At 67.7% G+C, this 18121-nt stretch carries 20 protein-coding genes and 1 pseudogene; 6 read left to right on the top strand and 15 right to left on the bottom strand.

What is annotated here, in order from left to right; genetic code table 11:
- Positions 1 to 23: 23 nt before the first annotated feature.
- Both FCH28_RS39010 and FCH28_RS06725 read right to left on the bottom strand, forming a co-directional pair.
- A pseudogene (locus FCH28_RS39010) lies at positions 24 to 231 on the bottom strand (IS5/IS1182 family transposase); the annotation flags it as partial.
- A 128-nt stretch (positions 232 to 359) separates the two neighbouring features.
- Complete coding sequence (locus FCH28_RS06725) at positions 360 to 782, bottom strand: YjbQ family protein (RefSeq protein ID WP_136738765.1); 423 nt, start codon at positions 780 to 782, stop codon at positions 360 to 362.
- A 608-nt stretch (positions 783 to 1390) separates the two neighbouring features.
- On the opposite strand from FCH28_RS06725, the gene FCH28_RS39005 reads away from it, so the two are divergent.
- From FCH28_RS39005 to FCH28_RS06710, 3 genes are all read left to right on the top strand, one after another.
- Positions 1391 to 2728, top strand: coding sequence for a helix-turn-helix domain-containing protein (locus FCH28_RS39005; RefSeq protein WP_246102468.1), 1338 nt, complete (start codon positions 1391 to 1393; stop codon positions 2726 to 2728).
- Between the two features lie 186 nt (positions 2729 to 2914).
- The gene (locus tag FCH28_RS06715) at positions 2915 to 3967 is read left to right on the top strand and encodes an alpha/beta fold hydrolase (protein ID WP_136738764.1); all 1053 of its coding nucleotides are present in this window, start codon (positions 2915 to 2917) and stop codon (positions 3965 to 3967) included.
- A 450-nt stretch (positions 3968 to 4417) separates the two neighbouring features.
- A complete protein-coding gene (locus FCH28_RS06710; RefSeq protein WP_136738763.1) occupies positions 4418 to 4708 on the top strand; it encodes a hypothetical protein in 291 nt (96 codons plus the stop codon).
- Positions 4709 to 4966: 258 nt separating this feature from the next.
- On the opposite strand, the gene FCH28_RS39000 is transcribed toward FCH28_RS06710, so the two are convergent.
- Positions 4967 to 5155, bottom strand: coding sequence for a hypothetical protein (locus FCH28_RS39000; RefSeq protein ID WP_127153537.1), 189 nt, complete (start codon positions 5153 to 5155; stop codon positions 4967 to 4969).
- A gap of 300 nt (positions 5156 to 5455) precedes the next feature.
- On the opposite strand from FCH28_RS39000, the gene FCH28_RS06700 reads away from it, so the two are divergent.
- Positions 5456 to 6421, top strand: coding sequence for a GNAT family N-acetyltransferase (locus FCH28_RS06700; RefSeq protein WP_246102466.1), 966 nt, complete (start codon positions 5456 to 5458; stop codon positions 6419 to 6421).
- Here FCH28_RS06700 and FCH28_RS06695 read toward each other — a convergent pair.
- The 3 genes from FCH28_RS06695 to FCH28_RS37950 form a co-directional block, all read right to left on the bottom strand.
- Positions 6418 to 6978 carry a GNAT family N-acetyltransferase gene (locus FCH28_RS06695; RefSeq protein ID WP_136738762.1) on the bottom strand — a complete coding sequence of 187 codons (561 nt, stop codon included), beginning with the start codon at positions 6976 to 6978 and terminating at the stop codon, positions 6418 to 6420. The genes FCH28_RS06700 and FCH28_RS06695 overlap by 4 nt on opposite strands.
- 151 nt (positions 6979 to 7129) lie before the next feature.
- Positions 7130 to 7957 (bottom strand): M55 family metallopeptidase, encoded by an 828-nt coding sequence (locus FCH28_RS06690; RefSeq protein WP_246102562.1) that lies wholly within the window; start codon positions 7955 to 7957, stop codon positions 7130 to 7132.
- Between the two features lie 165 nt (positions 7958 to 8122).
- The gene (locus FCH28_RS37950; protein WP_169314068.1) at positions 8123 to 8284 is read right to left on the bottom strand and encodes a hypothetical protein; all 162 of its coding nucleotides are present in this window, start codon (positions 8282 to 8284) and stop codon (positions 8123 to 8125) included.
- A 6-nt stretch (positions 8285 to 8290) separates the two neighbouring features.
- On the opposite strand from FCH28_RS37950, the gene FCH28_RS40015 reads away from it, so the two are divergent.
- Entirely contained in the window at positions 8291 to 9169 is an 879-nt protein-coding gene (locus FCH28_RS40015; RefSeq protein WP_425471890.1) for an ATP-binding protein, read from the top strand.
- Here the strand turns inward: FCH28_RS40015 and FCH28_RS06685 are convergent.
- Together FCH28_RS06685 and FCH28_RS06680 are read right to left on the bottom strand one after the other, a co-directional pair.
- Positions 9112 to 9747: a HEAT repeat domain-containing protein gene (locus tag FCH28_RS06685; protein WP_136738760.1), complete on the bottom strand. Its 636-nt coding sequence runs from the start codon at positions 9745 to 9747 to the stop codon at positions 9112 to 9114. The two genes, FCH28_RS40015 and FCH28_RS06685, sit on opposite strands and share 58 nt — an antisense overlap.
- A gap of 215 nt (positions 9748 to 9962) precedes the next feature.
- Positions 9963 to 10727 carry a serine hydrolase gene (locus FCH28_RS06680; protein ID WP_136739148.1) on the bottom strand — a complete coding sequence of 255 codons (765 nt, stop codon included), beginning with the start codon at positions 10725 to 10727 and terminating at the stop codon, positions 9963 to 9965.
- 213 nt (positions 10728 to 10940) lie between these two features.
- On the opposite strand from FCH28_RS06680, the gene FCH28_RS06675 reads away from it, so the two are divergent.
- Positions 10941 to 11315, top strand: coding sequence for a VOC family protein (locus FCH28_RS06675; RefSeq protein ID WP_136738759.1), 375 nt, complete (start codon positions 10941 to 10943; stop codon positions 11313 to 11315).
- A 28-nt stretch (positions 11316 to 11343) separates the two neighbouring features.
- On the opposite strand, the gene FCH28_RS06670 is transcribed toward FCH28_RS06675, so the two are convergent.
- The 7 genes from FCH28_RS06670 to FCH28_RS06640 form a co-directional block, all read right to left on the bottom strand.
- Positions 11344 to 13146: a hypothetical protein gene (locus tag FCH28_RS06670; RefSeq protein ID WP_136738758.1), complete on the bottom strand. Its 1803-nt coding sequence runs from the start codon at positions 13144 to 13146 to the stop codon at positions 11344 to 11346.
- Between the two features lie 121 nt (positions 13147 to 13267).
- Positions 13268 to 13699, bottom strand: a complete 432-nt coding sequence (locus FCH28_RS06665) for a GNAT family N-acetyltransferase (protein ID WP_136738757.1) — start codon at positions 13697 to 13699, stop codon at positions 13268 to 13270.
- 97 nt (positions 13700 to 13796) lie between these two features.
- A complete protein-coding gene (locus FCH28_RS06660; protein ID WP_246102560.1) occupies positions 13797 to 14411 on the bottom strand; it encodes a class F sortase in 615 nt (204 codons plus the stop codon).
- 387 nt (positions 14412 to 14798) lie between these two features.
- Positions 14799 to 15461, bottom strand: coding sequence for a hypothetical protein (locus tag FCH28_RS06655; protein WP_136738756.1), 663 nt, complete (start codon positions 15459 to 15461; stop codon positions 14799 to 14801).
- Positions 15462 to 15740: 279 nt separating this feature from the next.
- Positions 15741 to 16394, bottom strand: coding sequence for a DUF3995 domain-containing protein (locus tag FCH28_RS06650; protein WP_136738755.1), 654 nt, complete (start codon positions 16392 to 16394; stop codon positions 15741 to 15743).
- Positions 16391 to 16924, bottom strand: a complete 534-nt coding sequence (locus tag FCH28_RS06645; RefSeq protein ID WP_136738754.1) for a hypothetical protein — start codon at positions 16922 to 16924, stop codon at positions 16391 to 16393. Before FCH28_RS06645 ends, FCH28_RS06650 begins: the two co-directional genes overlap by 4 nt.
- 127 nt (positions 16925 to 17051) lie before the next feature.
- Positions 17052 to 18116 carry an isopenicillin N synthase family dioxygenase gene (locus tag FCH28_RS06640; RefSeq protein WP_136738753.1) on the bottom strand — a complete coding sequence of 355 codons (1065 nt, stop codon included), beginning with the start codon at positions 18114 to 18116 and terminating at the stop codon, positions 17052 to 17054.
- Positions 18117 to 18121: the final 5 nt, after the last annotated feature.

Here is an 18121-nt window from a genome sequence, read left to right as displayed (position 1 = left end):
CGCGCGGTACTCCGGCGACCGGAATCGCGGGGCGTCTCCCAGCCCTTCATCCGGGCGAATTCGTGCTCGACGCATGCGCGGGCCTTGTGGGAGGCGTGATGTTTTCTCCTTCCAAACCGGGAGTCCAGTCCGCCCTTTCTCACATCGGTACGGGTTAACCAGATCGGTGCCACGGTAGCCGCCGCCCGCGATGACAGTGGCTTTACCGGTGGCGCCCTTGGCGCAGGACAGGACCCGGCTTCGGCCGCATCATCGGGTCCGTGGCGCCCGAGACCTCCCCCGTCGTCAGCCCGGCCGATGATGTGGGCGCCGACGGCCGCGGCAGCCGAGAGGACATCCTGCCCCCAGGGCGATCTTGGTCAGCCCAGGAAGCTCAACCGAACCTGACGGTTGACGTTGTCGACATTGGTGTCCACCAGGCAGACGGACTGCCACGTACCCAGCGCCAGCCTCCCCCCAACGACAGGGAGTGTGGCGTGTGGTGGAACCAGTGCGGGCAACACATGGTCCCTGCCATGGCCCGGGCTGCCGTGCTTGTGGTGCCAGGGGAAGTCGGCCGGGAGCAGTTTCTTGAGGGCCGCCAGCAGGTCGTCGTCGCTTCCCGCGCCGGTCTCCAGCAGGGCGACGCCCATGGTCGCGTGAGGAGCGAAGACGTTCAGGAAACCGTCCTGTCCCTGGGCCGAATCCCGGAGGAAGCGCTCGCACTCATGGGTCAGGTCATAGACCGTCTCCCGTGAGCCGGTCGTCACGTCGATCACTCGAGTCTTGAACGTGTCAGGCATGCCTCGATCGTGCCAGACGCCACCGACACACAACGTCACCGCGTGATCGCCGCTGCCTGCGCCGCCCCGATGGTGGGGCATGACGGCGTCCGCCGGAGGTCGCATGGACTGCAGACCTCCAGGATGTTTGCTGTCGTTTACGGTGCGTGCACGAGTTGAACGGCTTCGGTGCGGCCGACGGGGAGTCAGAGGGACTCAGGGCCCCGGACGACAGACCCGGCGGTACTCCCGCCGCCACAAAGGGATTTCTGGTGTCAGGAACGTTCTAACGGCACCTTAATTCAGGCAGACTCCACCTCAAATGTGACGGATCTCCGTCAGGTGCCAAAGGCACGTGCCCGGTCATGTAGAACAAATGCCGGAGCGGATCGATCGACGACCGGCACCCGCTCGGTCACATCGGCAGGGCGCTTGCGATGCTGGCCATTGCTTACGCAACGGTAGGGAATACCCTCCCATCAACAGCGCATCTTGGCCGGCGGAGGTGCGCTGGCCGGCGCCTGACCGCGGATGCACTGCGGCCGGGCCGAGCGTCGAAATTTCAGCCGGCTCCAGGAACCGGCCGTGTTCGGCGGCTTCCGGGATGAATCCAGATGAATGAGGTCACTATGGGTGAAGCAATCATCGGCAGCGCACTCGACAGCGCCTGCTTAATCCGGCGCGGCGGCACGCAGGACGACTGCGGCCAACGCGCGGCACTCGCCGAGCTGATCACGCAATCGCTGGCCGACCGTTCCCTCGGTTTCCGGGGCCTCATCGAACGCATTGGGCACGTACGGGTCACGCGGCTGGTCGAGGGGGTACTCCGCGACGCCGTCGACTGCGGGCCGCGGCCTTCGGGCGACGTCGGCGCGGACGGCGAAGGCGCGAAGGCCGGGATGAAAGACGGCATGAAGGGCGGGATGAAGGGCGGTGTAGCCGATGAGGGTGCGGCGGATTGCGGTACGTATGGCGGCGCACCTCACGATTTTGACGAAGATTTTGACGACGAAACGGATGATGGCGTCGGCTTGGGCCAGCCGCGATCCGCGACGACCCAACAAGCCCGCCGGGCCTTGTTCGCCGCTCTCATCGGGGATGGCTCGATGCCCCCGGAAGCACTGCATGAACTGAGCCGGCTGGCCAACTGGCCCCTGCCCGAAAGGGTGCGAGCCGTCGCGCTCAGGACCGGCACCGATATCCACCTTGTGGCTTCCGCACTGGGCGACTGTCTCGTCGGAGCGCCCGAGCGCACACCGTGCCTGCTCGTTCCCGGCCCGCTCGCCGATGAAAAGGCCCGGCTCCTCGGAGTGCTGCGCTGTCGTTCTGCCGCGGTCGGGCACGCTGTTTCCCCTGACAACGCTGCCGCTTCTGTGCGCTGGGCGCGCCGACTACTGGATATGGCGTGGCCTTGTGACGGGACCGGGCATGGCGGGGCCGGCAATGGAGTCGGAATGGGTGGCCGAGCCGTTGACGGTTTCGGCGGCGGGCTCGGTGGCGGAGCCGGGAGCGGGCTCGGCAGCGGAGTCGGCGGTGGGGGCGGTGCCGGGGTCGTGTTCGTCGACGACCATGTGTCGTCCCTCGTGATCCTCCAGGACGAGTCCTTGGCACGCGCCCTCGTCTCCCGTCGGCTTCGTCCGCTCGCGGGGCTGACGCCGGAGCGGTGCGCACGCTTGGAGGCGACGTTGCTGGCATGGCTGGGTGGCGGCGGGGCACCGGAAATCGCCAAGGCGCTCAGCATTCATCCGCAGACGGTGCGCTATCGCATGCGTCAGATTGAGAAGCTGTTCGGGTCCCGGCTGCGTGACCCGCGTACCCGGTTTGAAATTCAAATGGCGCTTCGGAGCCGTCAATTGCTGGCAGGTGGGCGTCGACGCAAGCCGGACGTCAAGCGCCGCGCGCGTGCGACACCGCAGCCGCGCAAGCCCCTGTCGATGGCCGGCCGGGCCAGCGTGAACGGCCTGTGAGGCGCGGACGCCCAGTCGTTGCTGAAGCGCCAACAAGTCTCGCGTTGCCTGTTACTACTAGGGCATGGTCGGGGTGGGTGGTGCACTCCGTCACGGCTACCACCGACATGGCCGCCACCACCGCACCGCTACCACCGACATGACTGGCCCTCAAGGAGCGATATGTCGCAGCCCATACCTCGGCCCATGACTCAGTCCGCCGAATTGCCGCCCACCGATTCGTCCGCCCCACTGACGGACGACCAAGGACCGTCCTCCGCACCGGAGCTGGATGTGAAACACCGGCTGGTGAACGGCCCCGCAGGCCGTATTCATCTGGTCGAGCAGGGCAGTGGCCCCCTCGTTCTCCTGGTTCACGGGTTTCCTGAGTCGTGGTACTCGTGGCGCCACCAGCTCCCGGCCATCGCCGCGGCGGGCTATCGCGCGGTGGCGGTCGACGTTCGCGGCTACGGACGTTCCGCGAAGCCTCTCGACGTGGAGGCATACCGGATGCTGGCTCATATCGACGACAATGTCGCGGTCGTGCAGGCACTCGGAGAAGAGACGGCGGTGATCGTCGGCCACGACTGGGGCTCCCCCATCGCCGCCAACTCGGCGCTTCTCAGGCCCGATGTCTTCACCGCCGTAGGACTTCTCAGCGTTCCCTATGCTCCTCGCAGCGCATTCCGACCGACTGATGCCTTCGCTCTCATGGGTGGCAGCGAGGACGAGTTCTATATCAGCTATTTCCAGACGCCGGGCCGGGCGGAGGCGGAGATCGAGCTCGATGTCCGCGGGTGGCTGGCGGGGTTCTACGCAGGCCTCTCGGGCGACACGATGCCGGCGGACGGTGCCGGCAGCCTCTTCCTCGTTCCCAAGGGCGGAAAGCTTTCCGACCGTTTCCTGGGCGATGGCCTCCCGGCCTGGCTGACCGAGGCCGACCTCGATTTCTACGCGAATGAATTCGAGCGGACCGGGTTTTCCGGAGCGCTCAACCGCTATCGCAATGTCGACCGGGACTGGGAAGACCTCGCCGCATGGGAGGGGGCGCCGATCAGCCAGCCCTCGCTGTTCATCGGCGGAGAGCACGACGGCCCCACCATCTGGTTGGCCGACGCCATCAAGGCCTATCCCACAACCCTTCCGGGCCTTTCCTCCTCGCACATCCTCGAAGGCTGCGGGCACTGGGTCCAGCAGGAACGCAGCGACGACGTCAATCGGCTGTTGGCCGAGTGGCTGCATTCGCTGCCGGCCCACTAGAGGCCGCAGCACTCATCGTCTTGAAGCGCCAGCGGAGGGTGACACAGCACGCCATCCGGTGGCAGCTGGGGCAAACGGTGGGAGGGAGCGGGTCGGACTCGCAGGCTGAGACCGTCTCTTTGGCGCGACACGGTTTGACGGGGGCAGCGCTCCCCTCCCACCAATCCCACCAACCCGGCGAATCCAAATTCACCTATGTTTCGGCGAGCGATTACCGCATGGAGCATTGAAAGGTGTCCCGATCATGGTCCCATACCTTCGGAATCGCCAATTCAATGCATTCAGCGTGTTACCCAACCGCTACGCCGGAGCGCTCCTTCCGTCACACACGGATCGTGTGTGAGCCCAAAAACCGCCTGTCGATCCCCTGCGTCTCCGTACCGCCAGTGTCAGACTTAAGGCATCGCGCCCGGCCGCCGGCCGCGGCCCCCAGCCCCAAGGGGGAGCATCATGACCTGGGCATCCTGGACGACCGTCGGGATCCACGCACGCCCCGGCACGGTCCGTACGGAAGAGGCCGGGGTGATCGAAGGCGATCTGACCGTCCATACGACCTGGTCGGAGGGCGAGGCGCACGTAGCGGTGCAGTACACCGGATCGGCGGACTGGTTCACCATGGTCGGCAGCCCCGTCCCATGCGAATCGGAAGAGGCCAGCCGCAATTTCCATCAGGCGGTGGTGGAAGCCATGCGCGACGGGGAAGAGGCCGGACCCAGTCTCCGGGAGCTTTTCCACCTGTAGGCCTTAGGCCGCGCGACACCGGCGGAGTCAGTTGCCGAGGGCTACCAATGCGGACATAGGTGCCGTGCCGGTGGCGTGGTCGAATGCGGCGGCGAACAGGGTGACGGAACACCCCGACGACCTCATCGCATTCCCCGTGACCTCATAGCATTCCCCACGACCGCATCGCATTCCCCACGACCGCATCGCATTCCTCACGACATTTCCCATCGCTGACAATGGCGTCGACCAGTCCGTTCATGGTCTACCGGAAACGCCCTAACGCTTCTGAGCCCGATAGCGCTTGAGAAGTGCGGTGATTTTCTCGTAGTCCGCCTTGCCATTCAGTTCGCTGAGGAGATCGTCAGGACAGAGTTCGTAGTGATCGCCCCACCACCGACGCCCCCTGTTGTCCCAGATCCGGTAACCGCCCGGTACTCCCCTGGCCACGTACCGCCGTCTGCTCACGAAGCGCCCTGCCCCGTACGTTGCTGTCGCCTCACCTGCATCGCTGCCTCCCCGTGTTGAGCACGTCCGCACAGTAGCGTGTCGGGCGCTCGTACCGAATCGGGAAACTTCAACTCATACCTGGGAGCTGTCAGTTCGCGGCGATGGCCGCACTGGCGGCCCGGCGTACGTACGCCGATCTGCGGTCCGACGAGGGGTCGTTGGCGGCACCGCATCCCGACTGGCCATCTTCTGCCGGCCTTCCAGGTCGGCGATGGGCGTTTGCATCTGACGCAGCCGCGTTGGCCGATATTCCGTTGCTTGATCACGAGCCGCTTGGACACCATGGCGCCCATGCGACGCCATGAATACTTCGGTCCCGTGGCGCTGCCTGCCATGCACAGTCTGGCCACCCGGACCTTCCCGATGACCGGCTACCGGCACGTCGGCGACCTCACCTGGAATTGGTGCCTGTCCCTCGACCGGGCCGACGAGTGCCCGACGGCGGTCTGGAGCCACGGGGACGAGACGCTGGCCTGGGGTTGGCTGGAACTCCCCGACAACTTGATGTTGCAGGTCGATCCGAGCCGCCCGGAGTTGGCCGACGAGGTGCTCGCCTGGGCCGAGCGGACCGCCGGTGGCACGCTGAGCGTGGAGGTCGCGGAGACCGAACCGCACCTGGTCAGCGTACTGGAGCGACGTGGCTACACGCTCCCCCGATCTCGGTCTCGGTCTCGGACTCGCCCGAGCGGGGGCACCCCCGTCGTCGACGGCCCGTTCATGGCGTGCCTGGGCCGTCCGCTGACCGGCCTGCCGGCCATCCCACGCCTGCCGGACGGCTATACGATCCGCGCCCAGCAGAGCCATGCCGACGTGGCCGGCCGCGCAGCGGCACACCGCGCCGCCTTCGGGTCGACCCGCGTCACGACCGAACGCCATGCCCGCATGAGGGAAATATGGCCCTACCGCGCCGAGTTCGACCTCGTCGTGGTGTCTCCCGAGGGTGCCGTCGCCGCCTATTGCCAGGGCTGGTACGACGAGGCCAATGGCATCGGTACGTTCGAACCGGTCGGCGCGCATCCCGACCACCGCCGTCTCGGCCTCGCGCGGGCCGTATGCATCGCGGTGCTGCATGCCTTCGCCGATGCGGGCGGGCATCGCGCCGTCGTCTGTTCCCGGGGCGACGCCGATTACCCGGTGCCGAAGCGGCTTTATGAATCCATGGGCTTTGCCGAGTACACCCGCACGCGCACGTATGTGGGACGGCCGCGGCGCCAGGCGCTCTAGGCCGCCCGCCCGACCGACCGCCACTCCGGTGCCAGCACCGACCAGACTTCGATGTCGTGCCGCTTGCCCCGGTACAGGTAGCTCTCGCGCAGCACCCCGTCCTTCGTCATCCCCAGCCGCTGGGCGACGGCGATGCTGGGCTCATTGGCCGCCGAGACCTGCCACTCCACGCGGTGGATGCCGCGCTCCCCGACGGCCCAGTCGATGAGTACGCGTACGGCCCTGGTCACCAGCCCCTTGCCCACCGCGGACGGCTCCAGCCAGCAGCCCACCTCGGCGGTGCCCTGCTGGATGTCCATGGTCCGGAAGAGGACTCCGCCGACGAGCTTGCCGTCCGTCCAGATGCCGTGGATCCGCCCGGTGTCGGCCGCGGCCTTCTCCGCGTACGCCTGGAGGAACGCGCGGCTCGACTCCAGGTCCGCGACCGCGTCCGGCAGCGCGATGTACTGCCCGATGAACTCCCGTCCACGGTCGATGTGAGCAAGGAGTTCCTCGGCCCGCCATGGTTCGAGCGGGCGCAGCTCGGCGCCGTCGTCGCCCAGGGATATCGCGTACACGGCCGCCCTCCACAGTCGGAATCAGCACACAGTCAGAATCAGCACACGCTCGGAACCAGCGCACACACGGCGAAAGGATCTTCTCACGGACGGGGGACGAAGCCCGAGCTCCCTCAGCGGGCCGCAGCCGACGTCGAGCCGTCCTCCGTCGCTACTCCGCGATGCCTCGCGTGAGCATGACGACCGTCACGAACTTGCGGTAGAGGCGGATCGGATCCTCATCGGTCAGCCCGACGGTTACCGCGTCCATACGAACCACTCCGGCGATCCACGTGGCCATCTCGGCGAGGTCCGGATTGCGGAACCGCACGGTCAGTGTCGCGGGCAGCGTGATGTGTGGCGGGGCGGCTTGCGGCAGGGCACGTACGGCGTCGCGTGCCGCCTCGTGGATCAGTTCGCGCGCCTCCATTGGATGAAGGCTGTCCGCTGCGAATCGGGACACCGAGGACTTGACCACGGCGCTGCGGATTCCGGGGCAGAAGGGCTCGATCTCGGCGGCCGTCGTGTCGTCACCGGTGATCAGCACCACCGGGACGCCGTGGCCCAGCGCGACCAGGGCATTGATGCCGCTCTCCCCGGCCACCACACCGCCCAGCCGCACCTCGCTGATGGCCTGCGGGTTGTATGTGTGCGAGAGCGTGGCCGGGGTGCCCGACATCGAGCCGTGGTAGGAGACGAAGAAGACGCCGTCGAACGAGGCGTCCAAGCCCTGCATCATGTAGAGGGGCTTGTGCCGTCCGGACAGGTAGCGGGCTCGGCCCGCGAGGGCGTCGGGCCGCAGATTGGCCATCTTCGAGTGCGAGTCGTTGACCAGGAACTCGGTCGCGCCACCTGCTGCCGCCCCCTCGATCGCGGCGTTGACCTCCTCCTGCAACAGGCCCCGGTAGTAGGCGAACTCAGGCTCCGAGGGTGTGCATTGCGACCAGTCCACGACACCCGCGGTGCCCTCCATGTCGGAGGAGACGAAGATCTTCAACACACCCTCCTGGGTCCACTCCACTCGACACTGGGCGATGCTACGAGTGGCCGCCGGGTCCATTCAACGGGCCCGAGTCTCAGGTCCGGTTTCCGTGCCTCCCCCTCCCGTGGCGCCCTGCCGACCCCGAATTCTTGACCAGACGTTCTCGGCTCCGAGCGATTCGGGCTACGGGGGTGCGTTATGGGGCAGCCACCCGAGGACGCCGCTGAGGGCGTACAGCGGTCCGGTGAGCGTCCGCCTTTCGGGGAGCGGATCCGACTCGAAGCGCAGGCAGCCGGGAATGCGCAGGTCAACCAGGCTGGTCGGGACGTACACATACACAGCCACGACGGAGTGCACCGGATCCGCCGGGTCGATTCGGGCACCGTGGTGGACGAGTGCCCCTACCCCGGCCTGGCCGCGTTCGGGCCGGAGAACGCACGGTGGTTATTCGGACGTGACCGGCTGATCGCCGAGCTCACCACCCGGCTGGACGGACGTCTCCACGATGGCGGCCCGTTGATGGTGGTCGCCCCCTCCGGGGCAGGAAAGTCGTCACTGTTGAGAGCGGGGCTGGTACCTGCCCTGGCGGGTAGCGCTTTGCCCGGGTCACGGCGCTGGCCGCGTCTGGTGTTCACCCCCACCGCCCATCCGCTGACGGCCTTCACCGACTCTCTCTCGGCGGCCCTCCAGGCGGACTTGGAGACCGTGGCGTCAGTGGTGGCTGCCGGGCCGGAGGAGTGCGTGGCCATGCTGCGCAGGTCGGGTGTCCGGCTAGTCGTGCTCATTGACCAGCTTGAGGGAATGTTCACCATGTGCACCAACTGCCAAGAACGGCGCGACTTCGTCGACTTGTTCTGTCGGTGGCTGAAAGCGGCCCCGGGGACGGCCCCCATCGTGACGTCGACAGCAACCTCACCCACGAACTCGATCCCGCCGCCAACCCAGAAGCCAACCCAGAAGCCAACCCCCAAGCCAATCCCGAAGCCAACCCCAGAAGCCAATCCCGAACTCAGCCGCCCTCTCCCCCAGCACGCCCCCGTAGCGCTCGTCGTATGCGGCCTGCGCGCCGACTTCTACGGCCCCTGTGCACGGGAAACACCCTCAGCCGGGAACAGTGGGAGCGCTACCTTTCACCGGATCTTCCGTACGAGCCGCCTTGCGGGTAATCGCCTTCAGTTGGTCGTGGGCAGCAGCACGGGTGGTGCATCCCCCTCTGCCGTCTGGGGATAGAGGCTGAGGCCGTCCAGGAGGATCTGCGCGTTACGCCTGACGTGGTCCACAGGATCGGAATCACGCAACCCTTCGACCAGCTCGACGAGTCCGGGCCAGGGGAGATATCCGGTCGCGATGACGATGGCTTGCCGGATGCCGGCGTCTTCCTCCTCCCGCGCGATCGCTCGGAAGGCGTCGATCAGCCGCTGGTCCGGCTCGCCGGTGGCCGAGAGAGCCGCAGCGTAGATCGCCAGCAACTTTTCCTCACGGTCGACTGCTCGACGAAGAGCGGCCAACGCTTCGCCGACCGACCAGAGATCGAGACCGTCCTGGATGTCCCGCTTCACGTTGCCCGCACCAGCGCCATCTCCATCACCGCTGCCATCGCCCCACAGCGTGAAGTAGCGCTGGCCAACGAATTCATCTTCCACGTAGCGGATCTCAACAGTTCCGCTGAACCATACGTCTACATAGACACCTGACGAAGTGTCTCCTATATCGTAGAGATCCCACCCGCCGTCCAACGCCATTTTGCGAATATCGGAATCGGTGACGGTTGGCTTGAGCACGAGCCGTTCTTTGATATTGACGGACACTTTTGTTCCTTCAGAGGTTTACCGGAAGGGCAGGGCAGGGCAGTAGACAGCAGAGCTCCGCGGCCCTGAAGCACCTTGCCATCCATGAGGACCGGGGATCCACCGGAATCCGAAATGATCCCCAGATGACTTCTCCTGAACTACGGATCAGTTGAAGGAACATTGCACGTACGACCCGACCACCACCGCGCTCCACGGCAATAGTCGGACGACGGTCAGAACGCATCGCCAATTGCCGGCAACGAGCGTCGGTGCGACCAGATTCCGGCCGAAATCCTGGCGAGGAGCCGTGCCGCGGGGTCGTCCGAATCCCTCCCCATGGCGAGCGGACCCGAGTAGCAAATGGCGATGACATACGGTGGGGCGGCCTGCGGATACACGATGCCGGCGCTGTGCCGGATGCCCCGGACCCAGCCGTTCTTGAAAGCGATCCGGGTGCCCGCCGGCAGTCCGGCCGGTAGATCGATGCGGTGCACGTTGGCGGCGAGTTGATCGAGTAGCTCAGGGGGGAGCCAGCACAGGAGCCGCGAGAGATCGGCGGCGGTGACGAGATTGGTGACTCCGGCCGCGCGGGCGGCAGAATCCTCGATTCCGCGATGGGTGACGCTGTGCCGGGCGCCGGCCAGCTGCCAGACCTCGTTCACGGCGTCGATGCCGACATGGGAAAGACAGATGTTGGTGGCGAGGTTGGACGAATGGGTCACCATGCGCCGCGCCAGCCAACGCAGTGACGCGCTTTTGCCCAGCAGCTGCCACGTGTCGGAGTCGGCCGCCCAGTCCGGGGTGATACCGAAGGGAGGTGCGGGCACGGCCGATTCAAAGCGATTGCGCACCGGAACCGGCGCGTCGAGGTCGAGGTCGCTGCGGTACAGGGCCGCGAGTACGGCCATCTTCATCGTGCTAGCGGCGTAGTACGTACGGTCGGCGTTCCGACTCAGGTGAACTCCCCCACCCAGTCGGGCGACGTGCACCGATAGCATCGTCATTCTCCCCTTCGCTGTAGACGGACAGCATCATCGTTCTCCGCATCGCCACTGTCCACGTCGTTGCTCTCGTTCGCTCGGGCGCGCACCGACTTGCGCTCGCAGTTCGCCGAATCGGCGGCACTCTTGGGACGCCGACCGGCCGGATATCGAGAAGACAGACCGGATATCCGGAAGACAGACTGACGAAGTTCATGGAAAGCTGGCTGCATGTTTGATCACTTAGCTATCCAGGTACAGGACGTGGCCGCGAGCTCCGCTTTCTACGAAGCCGCTCTCGCGCCACTCGGAGGCAAGCGGTCCAAGGAATTCGGCGACTTCGTCGGCTTCGGCCTCGGCACCTCCGAGCACCACAGTTTCTGGCTGGTCCCCACAAGCGAAGACGGCCAGGCCCGTGAAGTGCATCTCGCCTTCGCGGCTGCCGATCGCACGGCCGTCGACGCCTTCTACGCCGCCGCTGTCGCCGCCGGGGCCGAGTCCCTGCACACGCCGGGGCTGCGGCCCGAGTACCACGCGTCGTACTACGCGGCCTTCGTACGCGACCCTGACGGCAACAACATCGAAGCGGTCTGCCACACGCCGTAGAAGCGTCTCCGCGGGGCTTGGCACGCTCCTATGGCGCGGACTCGATACGTCTGACGGCGTCCCGGGCACGTGCGCCGAGGCGGTCTTCCGAGGTGGCGTACTCGCGGAGGACGGGCAGGGCGCCATCCGCATCACCGTCTATCCTCCAGAGCGCATGGGCCGCGGCTACGCGCAGTTCGTGTGCCTCTGTCGTGGTGTCGCGTATGCGGCGCAGGGAAGCGGCGGCGAGTTGGGCGCGCGGGCCCAACTCGCCAAGCCAGCCACAGGCGTTGGTGTCGAATCGCCACCCCCGCCGTCCGGCGGTACGGCCGGGACGAGCACGGCGCGCCAGTACGTTCAGCAGCAGCTGTACGACTTCGTCGTCCGAGGACTCGCCAAGTCCCATGAGTGCGCGGATGGCGGAAAGCCCGATCTCCAGGTCTTCTCCGACGGAGACTCTCCGCAGGGTCGCCAGTGCACGCGGGTCGGACAGCCCCCACTTGCGCAGGAACATGCAGGCCGCGGAGGCCGCTTCGAGCTCGTCGAACTCGGGGCTTTCCGTGGCGTCGATGCCGCGGCTCAACCTCTCCAGTGTGGTGATGACCTGCGGGACGGCCGGCTCGCCCCCGCGCCATGGTGAGGTGCCACGCAACAGCGCGCAGACCTCGGCGGCCGCAAGCTCTTGGCCGAGCCGCGCCCGGACGTGCGGCCACAGCTGGTCGGCCAAGTCCTTCGCCACGTCGAGCAGTCCGGCATGCGCCGTGCCCCGCCCGATTTTCTCCCGTATCGGTGCCGCACACCGGGGATCGCCGCGCCGGGCCAGGACGTACAGCGCCTTGTCGAATACGTCCGGGTCAGGGCCCTGCATGTCCGGGTCGGGGCCCTGTATGTCCGGGTCAGGGTCCTGCGTGTCCGGGGCAGGGCCCTGGGGCGGGCGCTGCAGGACTCTCGCCAGGGCTTCGGTATAGCCGGTGTCTGCGGGGAGGTAGTTGGTCGCGACGGCCTCTCGCCGCACCACGGGATGCGGGTGTTCAACCAGCGATGCGACGGTCGCGGCATGGTCCGCGTAGAGGTCGCGGTCCTTCTGGAACAACCGGTCCGCGGCCTCGATCAGTATGGGTGCCGTGGCGGCATCGAGGCGGCCGTCCGACAGACCGGACAGCATGCGGGTCAGCCACCGGGAGCGCAGCTCGGGTGTAGGAGTGAGCCAGTCATCGACCACGGACACCGGGCCGTAGGGCACCTGGCGGCCGACCCATTCCGGGTCGCACCAAGCCAGCTCCGACAGCGCTTCACCGGCCGGGCCGGCGCACAGTGTGAGGACGTCGAGCACTTCCTCGATCACTTCGTCGTCGGTCTCCGCGACCGGTGGGAGCAGCAGCCCCAGGGCGGCACCCAGCGCGTCTGCCGGCTGCTCGCCACGCATGCGGCGGAGCAGGTGGTCGCGCACCTCCGGAATATCGCAGTGCAGTCCCAGGGCGAAGAGCAGGCCGAGCCGCACCGGGGCATCGGGGTCGCTCGCGCTGTGGGCCAGGAGGGCGGGGACCACCTCGTCCGCGGGCGCGTCCGCGTAGGCGAAGACAACGGGCAGGATGCGTCGCACCGTTGTGTCCGGGTGGGAGAGCCGTGCCAGAAGGGCGGGGAGCCCCGCCGTGAGAGTTCTGGACAGCTGATCCGCCCACTCGCCTACGAGGTCAAAGCCCTCCGCATCGTCCGGTATCCCGAGGTCGGCCATCAGCAACTCGAGCGCCGCACCGCTGCGGCGGCCCGGTTCGTCGAGCTCGACGTCGAAGTCCCGGTAGACAACCGTCTGCCAGAGGAACGCGACGCTCGGGTCGGCCAAGGAACTCATATGAGAACCCTAGACGCCGGCACTGACAACAGCCGGTCTGCCGCCTGGCAGGGACGCCCGGCTTCACACACAGACCGGCCGCCCGGCGACGTGGCCCGCGATCACTGCACAGAGCTCATGATCACTGCACAGCGCCCATGATCATCAGCTTCTCGGGGTCCGGGAACGGGACGAAGCCCACCTTGGCGTAAACGCTGTGCGCGTCAAGGGTGGACAGCAGCACCCGCTTGAGCTTGTACGGGGCGAGGTGGTCGCGCACCGCGGCGGCCAGCCAGGTGCCAAGACCTGAGCCGCGGTGGTCGCGGTCGACGTAGACATCACAGAGCCAGGCTAAGGTCGTCAGATCGGTGACGACGCGCGCATAGGCGACTTGGGCCCCGTGCGCATCGTAGAGACCGAAATTGAGAGAAGCGCGAGCCGACTGCTCCACCACTTCACGGCTTCGGCCCAGAGCCCAGAACGCGTCGGTCGAGAGCCAGTTGTGCATCAGGTCGATGTCGAGACGGTCCGGATCGGTATCGATTTCGTAGCCGTCTGCTCGGCGAGTGATCATGGTTGTGCATGCTAACGGCGCCCTCGCCGCACGCGCTCGACGGCGGGCGACAGGGGCGACGACCTGACCGGTCCGCTGCCAAGGCAGCGGCGGCGCACTAGGCCCGCTTCGAGGAGACCAGGTGCGCGAAGACCACCACGTTGTCGACGTAGTCCCTTGCCTTGTGGTCGTACGCTCCCCCACAGGTGATCAGACGGAGTTGCGCGGACGGCGTGTCCGCGTAGACCCGGTCGTTGGGGAAGTCCGCTTTACTGAAGGTCTCGACGGAGTCGACCTTGAACGTGGCGGTGCTGCCGTCTTCACGGGCGACGTCGAGCATGCTCCCGGGTCCGAGCGTGCTGAGCTGCAAGAACACTCCCGGTCCTGTCTTGGTGTCGACATGCCCCGCGATGATCGACGAACCACGCTCGCCGGGCGAGACCCCGTCGCGGTACCAGCCGACGAGGTTGTTGTTCCCCGCGGGGGGTGCGTTGAGCTGACCGGACGGGCCGATCGACAACGGGGCGAAGGGGGCGTCGATGGCGAGTTCCGGGATGATGAGCCGCTTCGGGACGGAAGGGGGCAGCGCCGGGCCGACAGGGCGGGCGGCCGCCTTGGGGGTGGCGGAGGCGACCTTCGGGGGGCGGTCCTGCGGTGGGGGATCCTCGGCCACCTCTACGGAGTTGTAGACGAGGAAGCCGCCCAGCAGCACGGCCGCGGCGCACCACACCAGGCCGTGGTCAAGGGAACGGGTCGTGGGGGCGGTCGTGGGGGCGCTGCGGGACGGCTTCGGTTGCCTCGGTTGGTGTTGTGGAACCAGTTGCGCGGTCTGGCCCTGAGGTCCTGGGGGCGGGGGGCCCGGCTGGGTCGGGTGACCTGGGGACGGGGAGCCCGGCTGGCCCGGCTGGCCTGGTTGGCTCTGCTGGCTCGGCTGTCCTGGTTGGGTCGGCTGGCTCTGCTGGTGGATGGTCATCAGGTGGTGCCTTTCGTGAGCGGGCGTCACCTCGGTGTCGAACGGGCCTCACGGAGCCACGGACGGCGTAAGCGGAATCGCCGTGGCCACCGTCGGCGGAGCAACGGTGGCCACGTACGCACGGCGATATACGGCGGGACAGCCGGATCAGGACGCCGCAGCATCCGAGACCTGACGCCGACGGCGCAACATGTACACGCCGGCACCGAGGCCACCGACCATCAGGACCGACCCGGCCGCCAGGCTGCCGCCGGAGAGGCCCATGGCACCGCCCCCCGTGTGGACGCCACCGTGCGGCTTCCTGCCATGGCCGGGCTTGTCGTGGCCGCCCTTCACGGACTCGTCGTGAGCACCCTTCGAAGACCCGTCGCGGCGGTCGGCGGTCCCGGACTTGTCGCGCTCGCCGGTCCCGGACTTGTTGTGCCCGCCCGCGCCGGTCTTGTCGTGTCCAGCCGCCCCGGGCTTTTCGTGCCCAGCCGTCCCGGACTTGTCCTGACCAGCCGCGTCTGGCTTGTCCTGCTCAGCTGCACCGGACTTCTCCTGCCCGGCCGCGCCGGACTTGTCCTGACCAGCCGCACCGGACTCGTTGTGCCCAGCCGCCCCAGACCTGTCCCGGTCGCCCGTCCCAGACGATTCCTGGGCGCCCTTCCAGGGGTCCTCTTGCTGGTCGCTGCCGGTGGAATAGCCGGATTCATCCTGGCCCCAGTCCTCCGACGCGGTCACGGCATGGGATGCGGGAGCGGAGATCGCAAGGGCCACGGTGATGGCGGCGGAGGCGGCGGAGCTATACAGCGTTCGGATAGCGCGCATGGGGATGTTCCTTTCGCCGCGCCCGCGAAGGCCGACACATCGTCAGCGCACGAATCGCAGTAGCGACGTGATCACCGTCGGCCGGATTACGGTCCGGCACCACCGGAGATCGCCGCATTGGAGTTACGGCATGGGCCCTTCGAGTGGCGAGGCGCCCGATGATCACCCATTGGATGGCCCGGATCACCGAGGCGGTGTCACCGCCATGGTGTAAAGGGGATGACGCAAGCCGGCGCCGGCTGAGGCGCCGCCACGAATGGCCGAGGCGTGTCCACGTCCTCATCCGCGTCCACGTCCTCGTAGGCGTCCACGTCCGCGTGCACGTCCCCGCCGCCGTCCCCGCCCCTCGTGCCGATAGTGCCAGGCCGCGACCGCCCAGCACGTACCGAAGAGCAGCCAGTACGGCGACCACAGCAGAAGGTCCCAACGGGCCTGGTCGCGCGCCAGATCCGCGTACGCGGGAGGGACGGGGACCGCGCCGGCCAGCAGCCGCACGTCGTTGACGAACCCGTAGCCCAGGATCCCGACCGCGCGCGCCACCATGAACGCGCACCCGGCCCAGGAGCCGGCGAGCAGCGCCCACCGGCGGATCTTCCCGTGCGGCCGGAAGCGGCCCGCCAGATGGAGCGCGGCCGCCATGCCCACCAGGGAGAGCGCCACGGACGCCCAGTCCTGGATGACCGAGCCCGTGGTGTGACCCAGCAGCTCGTCCCTGGCGGTGGGGGGCAGCGGAGTCTGCCGCATCAGAAAGTCGCCGCCCCATGCCCAGTCGAGCTTCATCGCACCGTAGGCGAGTGCGCAGACCAAGGCCACGTAGGCCGCTGCCGTCTGCACGCGAGGAGTGGCTGACACCGCGTCCACCGACGTCTCCGCGTCCGACGACGTCACCCCGTCCACCGATGGCACTCCGTCCACCGATGGAATCGAGGTCACCGGAACGCACCCGTCGTCAGGCCGACGCGGGCCGGGCGGCTGCGCACGTAGTAGGACGTCGCCACTACGAGCCACGCCGCGATCTGGACGCCTCCCGACACCACCTCGAACGCGGCGCTCCCGTCAAGGTGCGCCAGGTCGAGGTCCGCACGCTGGATCATGATCACCGCTCCCAACGACTGCATCACCGAGGCGAGCGACACGGCGCAGAGCAGCATCCACCGGGGGATGCGGGAGCCCCAGCGGGTGACGGTCGCCAGCGCCACCAGCGCCGCGATCAGGCCGAGCGACGCATTGCCCGCCTGAGCCAACCCCGCGTGCTCGAACTGTGCCTGCACGGCCGCAGGAGCGGGGTGTCCAGGCATGCCGACCTCGCCTCGCGCCGCCATGTACACCTTCTGCGCGGTGTACACCAGCATCTCGACGATCGCCAGGCCCGCGGCCAGTCGGACGAAGGGCCGCGCGGGTACGGGCCCGGCGGGCGTGAGGAGCTTGCGGCGGATCAGGGTGGCATACGTTTCAACGGTCATGGACTCCATGCTGTCCAGTGCCGAAGCCGCCCGCTTCCCGCCGGAGAACCATCACGCTCCACCAAGCGGACGAGGAGCGACTCCGCCGGGAGATCGACGGGCATGTCATCGCGGACGTCGCCGGCTCTCAGCCGCCCTTGGCGGCGCGCAGCCGGGCGGCCTCGCGAGGTGAGTTCGCGTTGAGTTTGCCGGTTCGTGAGCCGGCCAGCTTTTCGGCGAGGTGCCGGCTCACCGTCGTGGGCGGGTACAGCGGCTCGGCGTCTGCCGGCACGCAGCCGGGCAGGCAGCTGATCTCCGCGTCCCAGTTCCCGTCGTGGAAGTACGCGGCGGAGCGACGCCGGACGACCCGGCCCCTGTCATCGGTGGGCGGAAGGACCCGGTGCATCGTTGACAGCCAGCGGTTGTTGGTCCAACGGGCCAGCAGGTCACCGAGGTTGACCAGCAGGCAGCCGGGCTCCGGCAGCACATCGTGCCAGTCGCCGCCGGCGTCGAGGATCTGGAGCCCGGGGACACGATCGGCCCAGAGCACGGTGACGATGCCGTAATCGGTGTGTGCGCCCATTCCCATCTGGTCGCGGTCGATCACCAACTCCCCTTCGGGGAGCATGTAGTGGTTCATCCGGAGCACGTCGATGGAGTGGTCGGTGAACGGGGCGAAGTAGCCGTCCTCAAGGCCAAGGGCGTGGGCGAAGATCTCCAACAGCCGCTCGGCGAGCCCGCCTGCTCGGGTGCACCACTCCCCCACGGCCTGTCGGAAGCCCGGCACGGACGGCCAGAGGTTGGCCGGGTAGTGCTCCTCCGGCAGATCCAGCCCGGGGAAGGCGACGGCCTCGGAGCCCACGTTGAACGCCTCGAAGAGGTCCTCGACAGCTGCCGGAACGCCCAGGCTCAGGCTGAGCTTCTCGGTGCGCGGCGGGGTGTAGCCGCGATTGACGTCGGGGGACGGCGGGCGCAGTTCCTTCTTCTGCTCCAGGGGAAGCGCGAAGAACGCGTCCAGCGCGTCGGCGAAGGCGGTGATCGTGCCCTCGGGGATGCCGTGCCCCCGGATCTGCATGAATCCGACCGTGCGCGCCGCCTCGTCGACCGCCGTCGCGATCGCCCGACGGTCGGCTTCGGTTCCGGTCGTCCAGCTGGAGATGTCGATGGCGGGTACTTCGAGTGCCCCGTCCACTGCTGTGGCGGCCCGGCCCATGGATG

Origin of the sequence: Streptomyces piniterrae, from assembly GCF_005048155.1 — a bacterium.
Lineage (GTDB): Bacteria > Actinomycetota > Actinomycetes > Streptomycetales > Streptomycetaceae > Streptomyces > Streptomyces piniterrae.
This window is presented reverse-complemented; position numbering and strand designations above follow the sequence as displayed.